General features: G+C 46.2%; 15 protein-coding genes. 10 read left to right on the top strand and 5 right to left on the bottom strand.

What is annotated here, in order from left to right; all coding sequences use genetic code 11:
• Positions 1–127 precede the first annotated feature (127 nt).
• Complete coding sequence (locus MJ595_RS10535) at positions 128–823, top strand: hypothetical protein (RefSeq protein WP_263322263.1); 696 nt, start codon at positions 128–130, stop codon at positions 821–823.
• Between the two features lie 82 nt (positions 824–905).
• Positions 906–1,538, top strand: a complete 633-nt coding sequence (gene nth / locus MJ595_RS10530) for an endonuclease III (protein ID WP_263322262.1) — start codon at positions 906–908, stop codon at positions 1,536–1,538.
• 30 nt (positions 1,539–1,568) lie between these two features.
• Here the strand turns inward: nth and MJ595_RS10525 are convergent, their stop codons facing one another.
• Positions 1,569–2,318 carry an HAD-IIA family hydrolase gene (locus MJ595_RS10525; protein ID WP_263322490.1) on the bottom strand — a complete coding sequence of 250 codons (750 nt, stop codon included), beginning with the start codon at positions 2,316–2,318 and terminating at the stop codon, positions 1,569–1,571.
• 201 nt (positions 2,319–2,519) lie between these two features.
• Between MJ595_RS10525 and dapE the strand changes: the two genes are divergently transcribed.
• The 6 genes from dapE to arsB all read left to right on the top strand — a co-directional run bounded on the left by dapE (position 2,520) and on the right by arsB (position 8,858).
• The gene (gene dapE / locus MJ595_RS10520) at positions 2,520–3,662 is read left to right on the top strand and encodes a succinyl-diaminopimelate desuccinylase (protein WP_263322261.1); all 1,143 of its coding nucleotides are present in this window, start codon (positions 2,520–2,522) and stop codon (positions 3,660–3,662) included.
• Positions 3,659–4,054, top strand: a complete 396-nt coding sequence (locus tag MJ595_RS10515) for a hypothetical protein (protein ID WP_263322260.1) — start codon at positions 3,659–3,661, stop codon at positions 4,052–4,054. Before dapE ends, MJ595_RS10515 begins: the two co-directional genes overlap by 4 nt.
• 284 nt (positions 4,055–4,338) lie before the next feature.
• A complete protein-coding gene (plsB, locus tag MJ595_RS10510; protein WP_263322259.1) occupies positions 4,339–6,798 on the top strand; it encodes a glycerol-3-phosphate 1-O-acyltransferase PlsB in 2,460 nt (819 codons plus the stop codon).
• Positions 6,799–6,931: 133 nt separating this feature from the next.
• Positions 6,932–7,276, top strand: coding sequence for a metalloregulator ArsR/SmtB family transcription factor (locus MJ595_RS10505; RefSeq protein WP_263322258.1), 345 nt, complete (start codon positions 6,932–6,934; stop codon positions 7,274–7,276).
• A gap of 63 nt (positions 7,277–7,339) precedes the next feature.
• Positions 7,340–7,807 carry an arsenate reductase ArsC gene (locus MJ595_RS10500; RefSeq protein WP_263322257.1) on the top strand — a complete coding sequence of 156 codons (468 nt, stop codon included), beginning with the start codon at positions 7,340–7,342 and terminating at the stop codon, positions 7,805–7,807.
• Positions 7,808–7,841: 34 nt separating this feature from the next.
• The gene (gene arsB / locus MJ595_RS10495) at positions 7,842–8,858 is read left to right on the top strand and encodes an ACR3 family arsenite efflux transporter (RefSeq protein ID WP_263322489.1); all 1,017 of its coding nucleotides are present in this window, start codon (positions 7,842–7,844) and stop codon (positions 8,856–8,858) included.
• A gap of 100 nt (positions 8,859–8,958) precedes the next feature.
• Here arsB and MJ595_RS10490 read toward each other — a convergent pair whose 3' ends face one another.
• Genes MJ595_RS10490 through adk form a run of 3 tightly spaced genes read right to left on the bottom strand, consistent with a single transcriptional unit; the run spans position 8,959 to position 11,125 of the window.
• On the bottom strand, positions 8,959–9,747 hold the full coding sequence (locus MJ595_RS10490) for a class I SAM-dependent methyltransferase (protein WP_263322256.1): 789 nt from the start codon (positions 9,745–9,747) through the stop codon (positions 8,959–8,961).
• The gene (tsaB, locus tag MJ595_RS10485; RefSeq protein WP_263322255.1) at positions 9,744–10,427 is read right to left on the bottom strand and encodes a tRNA (adenosine(37)-N6)-threonylcarbamoyltransferase complex dimerization subunit type 1 TsaB; all 684 of its coding nucleotides are present in this window, start codon (positions 10,425–10,427) and stop codon (positions 9,744–9,746) included. The genes MJ595_RS10490 and tsaB overlap by 4 nt, the downstream gene beginning before the upstream one ends.
• Positions 10,428–10,486: 59 nt before the next feature.
• The gene (gene adk, locus MJ595_RS10480) at positions 10,487–11,125 is read right to left on the bottom strand and encodes an adenylate kinase (protein ID WP_263322254.1); all 639 of its coding nucleotides are present in this window, start codon (positions 11,123–11,125) and stop codon (positions 10,487–10,489) included.
• Between the two features lie 208 nt (positions 11,126–11,333).
• Here adk and MJ595_RS10475 point away from each other — a divergent pair, with 208 nt between their 5' ends.
• Complete coding sequence (locus MJ595_RS10475) at positions 11,334–11,792, top strand: hypothetical protein (protein WP_263322253.1); 459 nt, start codon at positions 11,334–11,336, stop codon at positions 11,790–11,792.
• A 33-nt stretch (positions 11,793–11,825) separates the two neighbouring features.
• Here the strand turns inward: MJ595_RS10475 and MJ595_RS10470 are convergent, their stop codons facing one another.
• Positions 11,826–13,187, bottom strand: coding sequence for a protein kinase (locus MJ595_RS10470; RefSeq protein ID WP_263322252.1), 1,362 nt, complete (start codon positions 13,185–13,187; stop codon positions 11,826–11,828).
• A gap of 270 nt (positions 13,188–13,457) precedes the next feature.
• Between MJ595_RS10470 and MJ595_RS10465 the strand changes: the two genes are divergently transcribed.
• Positions 13,458–14,795, top strand: coding sequence for an IS1380 family transposase (locus MJ595_RS10465; RefSeq protein ID WP_263078015.1), 1,338 nt, complete (start codon positions 13,458–13,460; stop codon positions 14,793–14,795).
• Positions 14,796–15,087 lie beyond the last annotated feature (292 nt).

Below are 15,087 nucleotides of genomic sequence, written 5' to 3'. Positions count from 1 at the left end.
TCGGCATAGGTCTACGACTTAAGTCTCTATTACTTATCAGAACAGCTAACAGGCTTGTTATGCATTTCCAGTCCTTATCCCCCTAAAATCGGAAATAAATCAAATGGACATGGATGAGGAGTCAAGGATGATGTACTCGCCCCACACACTAAAACAGGTTACCCACAATGTTGTAGCAACACCGGATGCTGCTTCAACAGTAAGAGGCATCCCGGCAATGTGTCGGAATCAAACCGTAGGCATCATCACAGCATGTAAGCCTATGCTTGTGGACACTGCAATAAAGGCAGGATCAGCTATTCGGGGTCTGTCAGACTATAGCATTCAATCACTGGCTTATCTGAATGCCCATTACAACCCTGTGGGAATGATGATGCGTAGCCACTGTGCCTATATCCGGGAGCCCACTTGCTGGCTGAAAAACGAAGTTGATAGCGCCTTTCTCTATTTTCTAAAAAAACCAAAACGTTTTGCCAAATTAATGGTAGCCTTGGGGATTCCTGTGCCTCCTGAAACCATGACCGCGCTCATGCTGGAAGACTCTGCCGAGAAACTGGAAAACTTCACACCTGAGGGCTTTGAAAAACTGGTGGTTCCTGACAAGTTTCTGGGGAAAAGCGAAGATAAAACCAAGGCAAAAATCTTGCTCACTTTACTCACTGCTCCGGGGAAAGATATTGATAAACTCTGTCAATCTCTAAATGACAGCGTCAAACGATTATTTGGACTCAGCTCCGCAAAGAATCTGTATTTGGCTATTCAGAATAAAGGATTAAGCTATCTACGTACCCTCTGTATGAGCCATATAGCCTCGGAGCACTAATTATTTCTGCTAATGCGCCCGACATGATAATTAGTGCTAAGATTTTGCCATCTTATACTTATTTAGCCAGACTACCGATATAATGAACAAGGACAAACGCACTCAAATCTTCCAGCGTTTACAGAGCCAGAACCCTCATCCCACCACAGAACTGAATTACTCCAGTGCCTTTGAATTATTAGTGGCGGTGATTTTATCTGCCCAGGCAACGGATGTGGGCGTTAACAAGGCAACAGATAAACTCTATCCCATAGCCAATACACCACAGGGCATTCTGGATCTTGGTGCTGAAGGATTAAAGGGTTATATCAAGACCATCGGCCTATTTAACGGCAAGGCCGACAATATTATTAAGACATGCAAACTACTCATCGAAAAACATGCCGGAGAAGTCCCCCAAACCCGAGAAGAGCTGGAAGCCCTTCCCGGCGTCGGTCGAAAAACAGCCAATGTCGTATTGAATACGGCATTCGGCCAACCGACCATGGCTGTGGACACCCATATCTTCAGGGTATCCAACCGCACAGGTATTGCCCCGGGCAAAAACGTACTGGAGGTGGAAAAAAAACTAGTACGGTTAATACCAAAAGAGTTTCTGATGGATGCCCACCACTGGCTGATCCTTCATGGCCGCTATGTCTGCAAAGCCAGAAAACCCCAGTGTGGCAGCTGTATCATTGAAGATCTCTGTGAATATAAGGACAAGCTTTCTTAGGAGCCCTTATTAAAACGCGCTATGCGCGTTTTATATAATATCGATATCTGCCACAGAGTTAAAAATATGGTTTGGCTTAAAAGGCACCCGTTCAATATCTGACTTCTGACTGACGCCGGAAAGCACCAGTACTGTCTCCAGCCCTGCCTGGAAGCCCGCCAGGATATCGGTGCGGAGGTTATCACCCACAATAACAGTGTTATCTGAATGACAGCCCATTCTGTTTAGCGCTGCCCGGATAATCCAGGCACTGGGCTTACCCACATAAAATGGCTGTTTACCCGTGATACGTTCGATAGGGGCACACAAAGCGCCACAGGCTGGTGACATATTCGGGCCATGGGTATCCGGGTTGGTGGCAATAAACCGGGCACCCTCTGACACAAAGCGGGCAGCCGTATGAATCATATTCCAGTTGTAGTGACGGGTTTCTCCCACCACTACAAAATCCGGGTTGATATCGGTAATGGTAAAGCCTGCATTATAGAGTTCGTGCACCAAAGCACCTTCACCAATAACAAACGCCTTCTGGCCTTCCTGCCTCTTTAAAAACTCCGCTGTTGCCATGGCTGAGGTAAAAAAGCACTCTTCTGGAATCTCAATCCCTGCGGACGCAAACCGGTTTTGCAAATCCTTTGGGGTCTGGGATGGGAAATTAGTCAACATAACCAAAGGTGTTCCCTGTTCCAATAAGCCATGGATAAACTTATCAGCTCCGGGAATCAGCGCATTGTCGTGAAGAATTACGCCATCAATATCACAAATCACACTTTTAGACATTACAATCACCAAAACTACCTGGATTGTGGGCCAGGTACTATTGACATAAGCTTACGAAACTCGGTTTTTATGCCAATAAAACCCGGGGGCTGGCATTATAGAGAGGCTTGCGTGCTCACCTCAATGACAAGCGTCATTGGAAGCCATTCTCCATGAACAGATATGCTAGAATTTGTTCCCCCTTAAACCAAGCCCATTCTTATGTCAGATACATATTCCCCAACCCTTGAGCTGGCCATGAAACTAATCCAGCGTCCATCAATAACGCCCAATGATGCGGGTTGTCAGGATATTCTGGTTGAACTGCTTGAACCCCTGGGTTTTCATATCGAAAAACTTAGATTTGGTGACGTGGATAACCTTTGGCTCCGAAAAGGCACCGAATCCCCCGTTCTCGCTTTTGCCGGCCATACTGACGTGGTTCCTCCCGGCAAAGAAAGCCTCTGGAAAACACCACCCTTCGAGCCCGTGATAGAAGAAAACGGCCTGCTTTATGGCCGGGGCGCTGCGGATATGAAAGGCAGCCTGGCGGCCATGGTCATAGCCTGTCAGAATTTTCTTCATAGCCATGCTGACCACAAAGGCTCCATTGCTTTTTTAATTACCAGTGATGAAGAAGGTGCATGCAGGGATGGTACTCGAAAAGTCATTGAGCACCTGGAAGCCCGAAGGGAAAAAATAGACTGGTGTATTGTTGGAGAGCCTTCCAGCACAGAGACCCTGGCTGATACCATTAAAAATGGCCGAAGAGGTTCCCTGCATGGTCATCTGACCATTCATGGTATTCAGGGTCATGTGGCCTATCCCCAACGCGCCGCCAACCCAATTCATCTACTGGCTCCTGCCCTTGCTGAACTCACCTCCCGCCAGTGGTGCAAAGGTAATGACTTTTTTCAGCCCACCAGCCTTCAAATCTGGCAGATTATGGCAGGCAGTGGCGCCAATAATGTAATTCCAGGAGAATGCCAGGTTAATTTCAACTTCCGTTTTTCTCCGGAGGTCACCGTCTCCCAACTAAAACAGTGGGTTCCAGAGATCTTGAACAAATGGGAATTGGATTATCAGCTGGACTGGCAACTTAGCGGACTGCCGTTTTTAACCCGTCCCGGAACTCTGGTGAATGCAGCGATTCAAGGGATCCAACGAATCACTGGTAAAAAACCTAAACTCTCAACATCAGGTGGAACGTCAGATGGCCGGTTTATCGCACCTACCGGGGCAGAGGTGATCGAGCTTGGACCGGTCAATGCCACGATTCACAAAGTCAATGAATGTGTTCGCGCCGCTGACCTGGATACCCTGAGTACCATTTACGAAAACTGTCTGATAACCCTACTTAAATGAACACCCCCATGAACACCATTGAAGATATAGAAATTTATACCAAAAACCTGAATTTTAACGATATGCTCAAGTGGCTCTCAGACCGATTTGAACAAGTCGATATTATTAACCAGGGCAAAGTGGTACATGACCTTGAGGTCTACAGTAATGGATGCAAAATCCCGGTCATGGTGACAGAAAAGGCCTTTGGCAAAGCCTGGGCAAGTATCTGGTTTAAAATCAAGCCTGAATCATGGTCCAGCGATAAGGCCTGCGCCCAAGATATCAATCAATATTGCCAGTGCCGGGTTCGCTTTAATGCCAGCCCCTGGCAGCAGGGAGAAAATATGGATGAATGGTGCCAACTGGACGAACAGGGCAAAGAAAGCCTGATTGAGTGGCCAAACCAGTAAGAAATAACCATTGATAAACAGGAGCCTATAATAGACCCTCTCGTTACTCTCGCTCCCAGCGCCCCGAGAGTATCGCAAAAGCCCCAGCACAACGCCCTGTTTTTTTAGAACCACGCAGGACACTGGGGCTTTTCTTAAAATTCTTCGTACTCTTCGTGTCCTTCGTGGTTCAAAAAAGCCTTTTGCGCTGATTATTGCTATCAGGCTAGAATTAGCCGGTTTACAATCGTCACCATAAGAAAGGATGTAGGCTAGAAGCCAGTTTCATGCAAAAGTCAATCACCATGAACCGCGTCATTTTTCATACCCTTCGAAAGATACTGACCAGTTGGGTACGTACAATAGTACAAAACAACAGCGTAGAAAGCCTGGGGATCGATCCTGACAAACCCGTTTGCTATGTATTTCGCAACCGGTCGCTATCCGATCTTCTGGTACTGGAAAATGAGTGTATAAACGCGGGCTTGCCCCGCCCTTCCCAGTCTATTACCACCAGCGACCCCAATGGCGACTACGCCTTCTTCTACCTGAGCCAGCAGGAAGGGCTTATCTTCCAGCGGGAACGACCCGAAACATCCACCACCCTTGAGCATCTGCTTCAATATGTGGAAGCAGACCCGGAGCGGGACATCCAGATCGTTCCTGTTTCCATATTCTGGGGACGTACGCCGGATAAAGAACAGTCTGCCCTGAAACTTCTGTTTGACTGGAACTTCAATCTTGGGGGGCGATTCAGAAAATTCTTTGCCACCCTGCTTCATGGCAGAAATACCCTGGTGCATTTAAACCCGGCCATGTCCCTGCGGGCAATGACCAATAAAGAGCAAACCCATGCCCACACCCTGCGTAAAATCGGACGAATTCTGCGGGTTCACTTCCGGCAGCAGAGAACTTCTGTCATTGGTCCAGACCTTTCCCACCGCCGGATGCTTGTTCATGGTCTGATCCACAGTCCTCAAATAAAAAAGGCCATTGAGGCAGAAGCCGCCGCTCGAGCCATTAGCCTGGAAGAGGCTGAGCATAAAGCCAGTAAATATGCCAATGAAATCGCTTCGGACTTTTCATTCTCTGCTATCCGGTTCCTGGATATTGTTCTTACCTGGTTTTGGAACAAGCTTTATAACGGCGTCAAAATAAATAACATTGAACCGTTAAAAGACCTGTCCAAAACAAACACCATCGTTTATGTCCCCTGTCACCGGAGCCATATAGACTATCTGCTACTGTCTTATGTTCTCTATTACGAAGGATTAACCCCACCACACATTGCTGCCGGCATTAACCTGAATATGCCTTTTGTGGGAACGATTCTCCGTAAATCCGGTGCATTTTTTATGCGCAGGACATTCAGGGGCAACCCTCTTTATAGCAGTGTCTTCCATGAATACATGTATACCCTTGCCAGCCGTGGGTTTCCCATGGAGTATTTCATTGAAGGTGGTCGCTCAAGAACCGGACGAACCCTGTCGCCCAAAACCGGAATGCTCTCCATCTCACTGCGTAGTTATCTAAGGGATCACAGAAAGCCTGTGAGCTTTGTCCCGGTGTATATCGGCTATGAAAAACTGCTTGAAGTGGGCACCTACCTGGGAGAGCTAAGAGGCAAGAGCAAAAAGAAAGAATCTCCACTGGATATATTCAAAACCGTTGCTGCCCTGAAAAACCACTTTGGTAAAGCCTGGATTAACTTCGGTGAGCCCATCCATCTTGGGGAGTTTCTGAACAATGAAGTGCCTCACTGGAAATCCACTCTCAATGGTCCCGACCTTAAACCTGACTGGCTAAAGGGAGCAACCAATAGCCTGGCTCAAAAAATTGCAGGTCGAATCAACTCGGCAGCAACCATCAATCCAGTGAACCTGGTTGCCATGGCACTCCTGTCAACACCACGCCATGCCCTGGGAGAACAGGAGCTATTATTACAGCTGGACACCTATGCAAAACTACTAGCCAGAATGCCCTATAGCCAAAAGACGGTGATGACCGAGCTTGATGGCCGCAGTATGATCAACTATGTAGAAGACCTTAAGCTGGTAACACGTCAAACAGACTCCCTCGGCGATATTTTCAGGCTGGAAGACAGCACTGCGGTTCAAATGACCTATTACCGTAATAATATCCTGCATATTTTTGCTATCCCTTCATTGATCAGCTGTCTGTTTGTTAACAACAGTGCCATCTCACGTAAAGAGGTCATGCGCATCTGCTCAATACTCTACCCTTATCTGAAGGCAGAGCTCTTTATTGAATGGAGTCCCAGGGAGTTCTTGAAGGTTGTCAGCCAGTGGCTACAAGCAATGGTGGATGAGGGCCTCATTGAAAAGGATCAGGAGGCCACTTACTATCGTCCGGATACAGCATCAACCCACTTTATTATGCTGACAGTGCTGTCCAGAGCCATTGTCCAAACCCTGGAAAGATTCTATATGACCATTAGCCTGCTGATCAGTAATGGTAGTGATGCCATTGAACAGCAAGCCCTGGAAAACCAGGCCAAAGACCTGGCCCAGCGACTCAGCATTATCCATGGACTGAATGCGCCGGAGTTTTTTGACAAATCCCTGTTCCGGGGATTTATCGAGCAGCTTCGGAAAAACAACGTCATTACCATAGCCCAGACCAACAAACTCACCTTTGGGGATGAAATTGCACAGGTTGCAGAACAGGCATTTAAAGTTCTGAGTACAGAAATCCGCCATAGTATCCATCAGACAACCTATAGTACGGCAGCTATTACTCCTTAGGGAATAGGGAATAGGGAATAGGAAAGGGCTTCGTTATACCATTCCCCATTCACTATTTCCCATTCCCTGTTGTTATATACGTTTTTCCATATATACTACCCGCATCGATAAACTGACTGTTCAGTATCAGTGTATGAACCCAGTAACCTTTTATAAGTGCCTTGCCGATGAGACTCGCCTGAAGTGCCTGATGCTTATCGAGCAGGAAAAAGAGCTCTGTGTTTGTGAGCTCACAGCAGCCCTTGAAGAGATCCAGCCCAAGATATCAAGGCACCTTGCTCAGCTAAGAAAATGCGATCTGCTGATTGATAGACGGCAAGGACAGTGGGTTTTTTACCGCATTAACCCATCGCTGCCTGAATGGAGCAGGCAAGTCTTAGGCGCTACAACCCAAAACAACCCGGTTTTTATTCGAGACAATCTGAAAAACTTGAATCAAATGGGTGACAGACCTACCCGAATGCTGGTGTGTTGCTAAAAATTTTACCCCAATATATATGTTTTTCCATATATTAATGTGAACCAAAACAGAGACTATTCCATGAAGCTGCTATTTCTCTGCACCCACAATGCTTGCCGGAGTATTCTTGCAGAAGCTATCACTTACAGACTTGCTGAGGGACAACTGACTGTTGCTAGCGCTGGCAGCGCACCGACAGGCAAGGTTCATCCTTTAACCCTGGAACAGCTCGAAACACGAGGCTACAACACCCAGTCCTTAACCAGCAAGAGCTGGGATGATCTCAAAGATTATCACCCTGATATTGTCATTACTGTCTGTGATCAGGCAGCTGGAGAAAGCTGTCCAATCTGGCTTGGTCCTCTTTTGAAATTGCACTGGGGCTTGCCTGACCCAACCCATCTTGATAACCCGGAACTGACTGTGGATGCAGCATTTGATCTTGTTATTTCAACCATTGAAGCACGAGTCAAAGCCTTGCTGTCTCTTGATACGACAAAATCGATAGATGCCTTAAAAGCAGAGCTTCAAGCTTTACAAAACATCTAATACTCAAATCACAATTCTTTCTGGAGTTATCATGATGGGGATTTTTGAACGCTACTTAAGTATATGGGTTGCTCTCTGCATAATTGCAGGCGTCATTGCAGGAAATATTTTCCCGGGCCTCTTCTACTTTATTGCCAGCCTGGAGTGGGCCCATGTTAATCTGGTGGTGGCTCTGCTGATCTGGATTATGATCTATCCAATGATGGTACAGATTGATTTCTCAGCCATTAAAGATATTGGCAAGAAGCCAAAAGGCCTGGTTCTTACACTGGTTATCAATTGGCTGATCAAGCCTTTTTCCATGGCTTTTCTGGGATGGCTGTTCTTCCGTGTTTTCTTCGCCCACTGGGTATCAGCCGAGTCTGCCGCTGAATATATTGCCGGTATGATCTTGCTGGGTGTTGCGCCCTGTACAGCCATGGTATTTGTCTGGAGCCAGTTAACCAAGGGGGATGCCAATTACACGCTGGTTCAGGTATCTGTTAATGACATCATCATGATTTTTGCCTTTGCACCTATCACAGCCTTTCTGCTGGGAGTGAGTGACATTCAGGTTCCCTGGGAAACACTACTGACATCTGTCGTGCTTTATGTGTTACTCCCTCTTATTGCCGGAGCCCTGACCCGAAGGCATATGGAAAAAAGTGGCAATAAAGAGAAGCTTCAGCAACTTCTCCACCGTCTAAAACCCTGGTCAATCCTGGGCCTGCTGGCAACGGTGGTTATCCTGTTTGGATTACAGGCTGAAGTAATCCTGGAGCAACCCCAAACCATCGCCCTGATAGCAATACCATTACTGATTCAAACCTATGGTATATTTGCCCTGACCTACAGTGCTGCAAAGTTTATGAAACTTCCCCATAATGTGGCCGCACCTGCTTCAATGATTGGCACGTCAAACTTCTTTGAGCTAGCCGTAGCCGTGGCAATTTCTTTATTTGGATTACACTCAGGAGCAGCTCTGGCAACAGTGGTTGGCGTACTGGTGGAAGTTCCTGTAATGCTCTCCCTGGTGGCTTTTGCCAATAGAACACGACATTGGTTTAATTAGTGATTGGGAATGGGGAATGGTTCAGTTAGCAGAAATGAGATGGGCTTTTAGCGAATAACCATTCCCTGGTCCCCATTCACCATTCCCTACATCCTGAATTTCAGGCAAAACCCTTCAGCGCATGAATGTCATACCGGCAGGATTTACCTTCCAGACGATAGGTGGGTTCTTGATCACCAAGGTCAGGAGCCTTGCGCGGACGCTTGACCACAACCCTATACTCAGCAAGATCCAGGGCCGGCTGGAGCAGACCATCCGAGTCCATATCAGCTCCCACCAAATCCTGAAACAGCCTCATCTCTTTTTTCACCAGGGCTGACTTATCCCGATGGGGGAACATCGGATCAAGATAGACTACATCCACCGTTTGCCGCCGGTTTTTCATAGATTCCATGGTTTCAACAGAATCTGCATGCTGCAAATGGATTCGATCAGCAATTTCTCCCACCTCAGCATTCAGCGCAGCTCTCTGTAGGCCATCATCCAACAGGGCAGCAATCACCGGAGAGCGCTCTATCAACGTAACCTGACAACCAAGACTGGCCAGAACAAATGCATCACGGCCAAGACCTCCGGTTGCATCCAGAACAGAAGGTTTTACGCCTTTATTAAGCCCCACCGCCTTGGCAATGTCCTGGCCTTTGCCACCACCAAACCGACGGCGATGACCTGCCTTGCCACCCACAAAATCCACTATGACTGGTGATTCCCTGGTACCTGACCGCCATAATCCCAGCCCTACTGATGTATAGCCCAGAATCATCGCCCCTTCAGGAAAGGCTGGTTTACCTGATGGTACTGGCTCCGCTCCTGTGGCCTCAACCAATGAGTGCAACCGATCTTTGCCCAAAGGCCAGTCTCTGGCATCAATAAATAACGGCGCCTTCATTGTCCCTGGCGCTCGCGTTTTGTCAAAGCCACTTTATCCCTGAGATAGACTGGCATCGCCTCCTCTGCCGGCAACATCCTTCCTTCCCGGAAATCAGCCGCAGCCAGCAGTGCCATATCAAGAGCATGAGGCAGTGCCTCTTTATGGCTGTCAGTCACTGTTACCGCTAACCGGTCCTGATAAAGCCAGCCTGTTCCCATACCCAACCACTGATCATTCAATCCATTTGGCAAGGTAACCGCCTCCGGAGCCAGCACTTGTTCATCATCCAGAAGCGCCATCAATCCCGCTTTTTCCGAGAAAGCCCCCCAGTAGACCTCATCCATTCTGGCATCAATGGCAGAAAGTACCTGACTGGCACCGTATAACCGATAACCTTGCTGAGCCAAGGCAGCCAGGGTAGACACCGGAATAACCGGGATATCCGCAGCAAAAGCCAGCCCCTGAGCCATGGCTGTGGCCACCCTTAAACCAGTAAATGCACCAGGCCCCCGACCAAATACCAGGGCATCAATCTGGCCGATTGCCAGCCCCGCATCACCAAGTATCTGCTCTATCATTGGCAGTAGTTCCCGGCTATGGCGACGGGGCAACAACTCAAAATGCTCTGTTACTTCACCATTAATATTCAAGGCTACAGAGCAGGCTTCAGTGGCTGTATCAATAGCAAGAAGCTTCATAAAAAAATCCTGAAAAAAAGAAGGGACGCAAAGCGTCCCATAGGCATGGCTATAAAGGATTATTTTAAGGCTTCAAGCACTTTGCCACGAATTTCGTCGACACTGCCGATACCTTCAATTCTTGAGTAGCAGGCTTTCACATCATCAGCGCGGTAAAAATCAACCAGGGGCGCAGTCTGCTCATGGTATACAGCCAGGCGCTTACGTACAGTTTCTTCCTGATCATCATCACGCTGAACCAGGGGTTCACCGGTTACGTCATCCTTACCTTCTTCTTTAGGCGGGTTGTAAACCACGTGATAGGTGCGACCACTGTCCATATGGACACGACGACCACCCATACGCTTAACAATTTCTTCGTCTTCTACCGCGATTTCCACAACATGATCAATCTCAACACCGGCATCACGCAGGGCTTCAGCCTGAGGGATAGTTCTCGGAAAACCATCAAACAGGAACCCCTTGGCGCAGTCATCCTGCTGAATCCGTTCTTTTACCAGAGCGATGATAATCTCATCAGAAACCAGGGAGCCAGACTCCATCACAGCTTTGACCTTCTGCCCCAACTCAGTGCCGGCCTTGATAGCCGCACGCAACATGTCTCCGGTAGAAATCTGGGGAATACCAAACTCTTCCATAATAAACTGGGCCTGAGTACCTTTACCGGCGCCTGGCGCTCCCAACAGAATCACTCGCATGAATCTATGCTCCTGTCACTGGCAGTACGCTGTAACCACACTGCCTTTAAAATCGAATACTTCGATACTGCTTCCTGAATAACAGGGCAGTAAAAAACACCAAAGCATATACAGCCCGCCCCTTTGTGACAAGCGGGATAACAACCTCCAAGAAACCACCGGAACTGCCGATAGCATTGTTTATGGTTATTAACAATGAATTATCTCTATGAAAAAACCATTCACACTGTTGGGAATTGTCCTGCTGGGATTCACCGCTTTTACCGCAGGGGCTAATTCTGAAAAAATCACCCACCATGATCAGCTGCAGGAAGCCCTGAAAGAAAACCAGCCCCCCTCTGGCTATATCGACCTCAACCGTTGCTCAACGGCAGCCTCCATTGGCAGTCTTCCCGAGGACAAACAAACTTACCGGCTTTCTTTTAAAGATCATTTTTCCTTCAACCTGCAATCCAAAATAATCACATCCGTCGTCGATATGGTGATGAATAGCAGCGAAGTAATAGATGGAACTCCTATATTGATTAAAGTACCCGCCACTATTTTCGTCACCAGTTCACCCAAGAACAATTTTCTGCGCTACCAAATCAGCATTGAAAACGAGCGGGAAACCTGGGTACGGGTTTACCATTGCCCCTGGGATAAAGCGGTTTATCTTTGGCGATAGCTTCATTAAATGGCTATCCACGCTCCATCCAGTTCAACGCCACTCGAACTGGAATCTTCCACCATTAGAGCCTTCATTTAGCTGCACCAAAAATGAATAGATATACCCAGGCAAAATATCAATTGACAGTGGAACCTTATCATGTAATTTATGATCTATCGAAACACTCCATTGATGACAAAGTTCCTGTTCCGGCTGATTTAGCCAATATGATTTCTGTAATAAGCAGGATGGACAAGGTCTTTGATAAGGGTCTGGATGCAGCATGCTACACAACATCATAAACCCTTCTGAAGACAAATACCCCGGTGGGAAATTCTGTTGAATTAAAAATTTATAATCATCATCATATATATATTTATATAAACCAGAAAAGACTTCTTCAGCTAATCGACCAAAAAGACTCTGCCAATATAGCTTGTAGCTACAACGCCAATCGTCAGCCTGGCTAAGTAGCTGATCAATAAAGATCAGCAAGTTCCTTCTTTCGTCAAGTGTTTTATCATAACGATACTTCCAGCTATTATAAAAATAGTTTTGACCAACGTATAACTCCTGAAAAATAACCCCTAGAGACCATATATCCGTTGCATAGGAATAAAACTGACGTTTTGGATCTAAACACGCTTCCCGTGCGCGATAAGTTGACGTGACCATATCTGGCGTTTCTGGACGAGTTACATTGTTCTCTTTATCACAACATCCAACTTCTGCATTAAAATAGCTATTTACAGTCCTTGATGCCATAGCACAACAACCGCTTTTTCCTGCAACACACCCTTTTGCTAACCCGAAGTCAATAACAATGACCTTGAAAGGATTCTTCATATTTTTAAGAATATTTTCAGCAGACTCAGAAAGCATAATATTTTCTGGTTTTAAATCCCTGTGTATAAATTCTGACTTATGCATATAATCTAAAGCAACAAGAATCTGCCTAACAATATATTTAATAAATCCTTCATTAAATAAAATCTTTCTTTCTCTAGCAAGATTTATAAGTTCCCTTAGGGAAGAGGGATATTCCGGCATAATATGAACCCAAACATCATCAATACGCCCCCATCTAAACCAAGCAGGTAAATTCTCACATATCAAACCTCTTCTTTTTATTTTTTTTATTGCAAGAATTTCATATGGCTCTACAAAATAAAAATCCCCCCCCCCATATTTTTTACAATAGTAGCTACGCCTTTCAGTGTAATGTACTTTAATTATATGGAAAACAGACTGGTCAATTTCCCAAACTCTTAAAACAACTCCATAAGCACTCATTGAAACGATTTGCACAGTGTTAATAGCATAGTTTTCGTCAATTTTTGAAATAAGCTTCTTAGCCTCTATCTCAATAGCTTTTTCAGAAAAATCCTCCCAAATAAAAGAGTATGATTTCATAATAAATGAAGTAAAAAACAAAAAAAGTACAGCTTTCACACGAACACACCAACAACTTTTCATATGGAAAAATTAACTTGATAGAAAACGCCTTACAAGAATAAGTATTCCCCATCCTTCCAATAGACAAGTATACACCCTCACCACTTTCACGCAGTTTTACCTGAATCCGTGAGTTCACTGTAGCCCAACTCCTCTGGATCAACCACAAAACGTAAGTTCCAAGTTAAAATGCACCCACTCTAATTTTCACCACCTGGGTGCATTTTTGTGAAACTGAAAATTGAACAATCACAGACGGAATTTTATACACCGGTCGCAGGGCTTTATTTCGTTGGTCATGCACTCAACAAAAAGACAGCGTTAAGCAAATCCCTGCGCAAAATAAAAAAAAGGCACCGTATCACTCATATCGACCTGATCAGAGCTTACTGCGGCCAACTGGCTCAGGGTAAAAGTGATTTTGATAATGTTGATAATAACCGGGATAACGACTGGTTCCGGTTGGCAATGGGCATTAAACAAATGCCTTCAGCCAGCCGCTTAAGACAGCGTTTCAATGAAGATGCCGCCCAACTGATTCCTTTCATCGAGGACAGCCTTACCGATGTCCTGGTTAATCTTCAGGTGCCCGTCACACCCCTTCCGAAAAAACTCGATAAGAAGCAGCACATACCACTGGATATCGACGTATTCCCTATGGATAACAGCAATACCAAAAAGGAGGGGGTCGAGTACACGTATAAAAAATTCTTTGGTTATGCCCCTATTGCCGCTTACTTTGGCTGCGAAGGCTGGTGCCTGGGATGTGAATTACGCCCAGGCTCTCAGCACTCCCAGAATGATTTTATTGGCTTTTTACAAGCAGTGCTGCACCGCAGCCGACGTTTGACCCGAGCGCCTATTCTGGTTCGCCTTGATAGTGGCCACGATGCTGAGGAATCGCGCCGGGAAATCGCCGGGTTCAAAGGTGTGAATCACATTATCAAGCTCAACCCAAGAAAGTATCACACCAAGGAACACTGGCTCCCCATTTTTGAAGAAAAGCAAGTCAAATGGGAGGAGTCGCGTCCAGGAAAGAGTTATGCGACACTCTCAACCGTCTATGAAACCAACTATGGTAACCAGCGTCTGATTATTCGCATTATCAAGCGTACCACTGATACTGTAGGGCAGAGATTTCTGACACCCGATTATGAGCTGGAAGGATGGTGGACAACACTCAGCGAAGCTGACTACAGCGATGATCAGATCATTAATCTTTATGAGGATCATGCGACCAGCGAGCAGTTTCACAGTGAGTTGAAGACTGATATGGATTTAGAGCGCCTGCCTTCAGGCAAGTTTGACACCAACGACCTGGTGATGTGTTTGGGTGCACTGGTCTATAACATTCTGCGCTACATGGGGCAGAGTTGCTTGCTCGGGCCAGATGCGCCGGTACGTCATAAAGCCAAACGACGCCGGTTAAAAACCGTGATACAGGAACTCATCTACCTGGCTGCCCGTCTTCTGAAAAAAGGACATCAATACCGGCTACGCTTTGGTCGTTACTGTCCTGGTTTCAGGTCTTTCCATCAATTAATAAGCCAGCATGCACTTTGTTGATTGAATAGCGAGATAGAAAAAAATGCCATAAATGAGAAAGTACTGTATTGATAACGGTAGGGCTTCTTTCAACCTGTCTTCAAGTTTGATGATATTTTGATCAGCATTTATGCTTAAAAACGACATAAAAACACTTCAATCAATAACCCGAGTTATTTTCAAAGGAAAAAATTAATCAGCACATTTTCAAAACTGCCGGGCAAATCAAGAAATCACGGATTCAGGTTTTAGTCATAAGCACCTGCCCATATGTACTCCTATTTGAGCAGGTACTATTCCCTCCCTACAGCAT

The organism is Endozoicomonas sp. Mp262 (genome assembly GCF_025643335.1).
Lineage (GTDB): Bacteria > Pseudomonadota > Gammaproteobacteria > Pseudomonadales > Endozoicomonadaceae > Endonucleibacter.
This window is presented reverse-complemented; position numbering and strand designations above follow the sequence as displayed.

Coding starts and splice junctions, on each gene's coding strand:
- dapE (WP_263322261.1), top strand. CDS start 2,520: ATGTCAGATACATATTCCCCAACCCTTGAGCTGGCCATGAAACTAATC.
- MJ595_RS10500 (WP_263322257.1), top strand. CDS start 7,340: ATGAAGCTGCTATTTCTCTGCACCCACAATGCTTGCCGGAGTATTCTT.
- MJ595_RS10490 (WP_263322256.1), bottom strand. CDS start 9,747: ATGAAGGCGCCGTTATTTATTGATGCCAGAGACTGGCCTTTGGGCAAA.
- MJ595_RS10525 (WP_263322490.1), bottom strand. CDS start 2,318: ATGTCTAAAAGTGTGATTTGTGATATTGATGGCGTAATTCTTCACGAC.
- MJ595_RS10505 (WP_263322258.1), top strand. CDS start 6,932: ATGAACCCAGTAACCTTTTATAAGTGCCTTGCCGATGAGACTCGCCTG.
- MJ595_RS10515 (WP_263322260.1), top strand. CDS start 3,659: ATGAACACCCCCATGAACACCATTGAAGATATAGAAATTTATACCAAA.
- nth (WP_263322262.1), top strand. CDS start 906: ATGAACAAGGACAAACGCACTCAAATCTTCCAGCGTTTACAGAGCCAG.
- MJ595_RS10470 (WP_263322252.1), bottom strand. CDS start 13,187: ATGAAATCATACTCTTTTATTTGGGAGGATTTTTCTGAAAAAGCTATT.
- arsB (WP_263322489.1), top strand. CDS start 7,842: ATGGGGATTTTTGAACGCTACTTAAGTATATGGGTTGCTCTCTGCATA.
- MJ595_RS10475 (WP_263322253.1), top strand. CDS start 11,334: ATGAAAAAACCATTCACACTGTTGGGAATTGTCCTGCTGGGATTCACC.
- MJ595_RS10535 (WP_263322263.1), top strand. CDS start 128: ATGATGTACTCGCCCCACACACTAAAACAGGTTACCCACAATGTTGTA.
- adk (WP_263322254.1), bottom strand. CDS start 11,125: ATGCGAGTGATTCTGTTGGGAGCGCCAGGCGCCGGTAAAGGTACTCAG.
- plsB (WP_263322259.1), top strand. CDS start 4,339: ATGAACCGCGTCATTTTTCATACCCTTCGAAAGATACTGACCAGTTGG.
- tsaB (WP_263322255.1), bottom strand. CDS start 10,427: ATGAAGCTTCTTGCTATTGATACAGCCACTGAAGCCTGCTCTGTAGCC.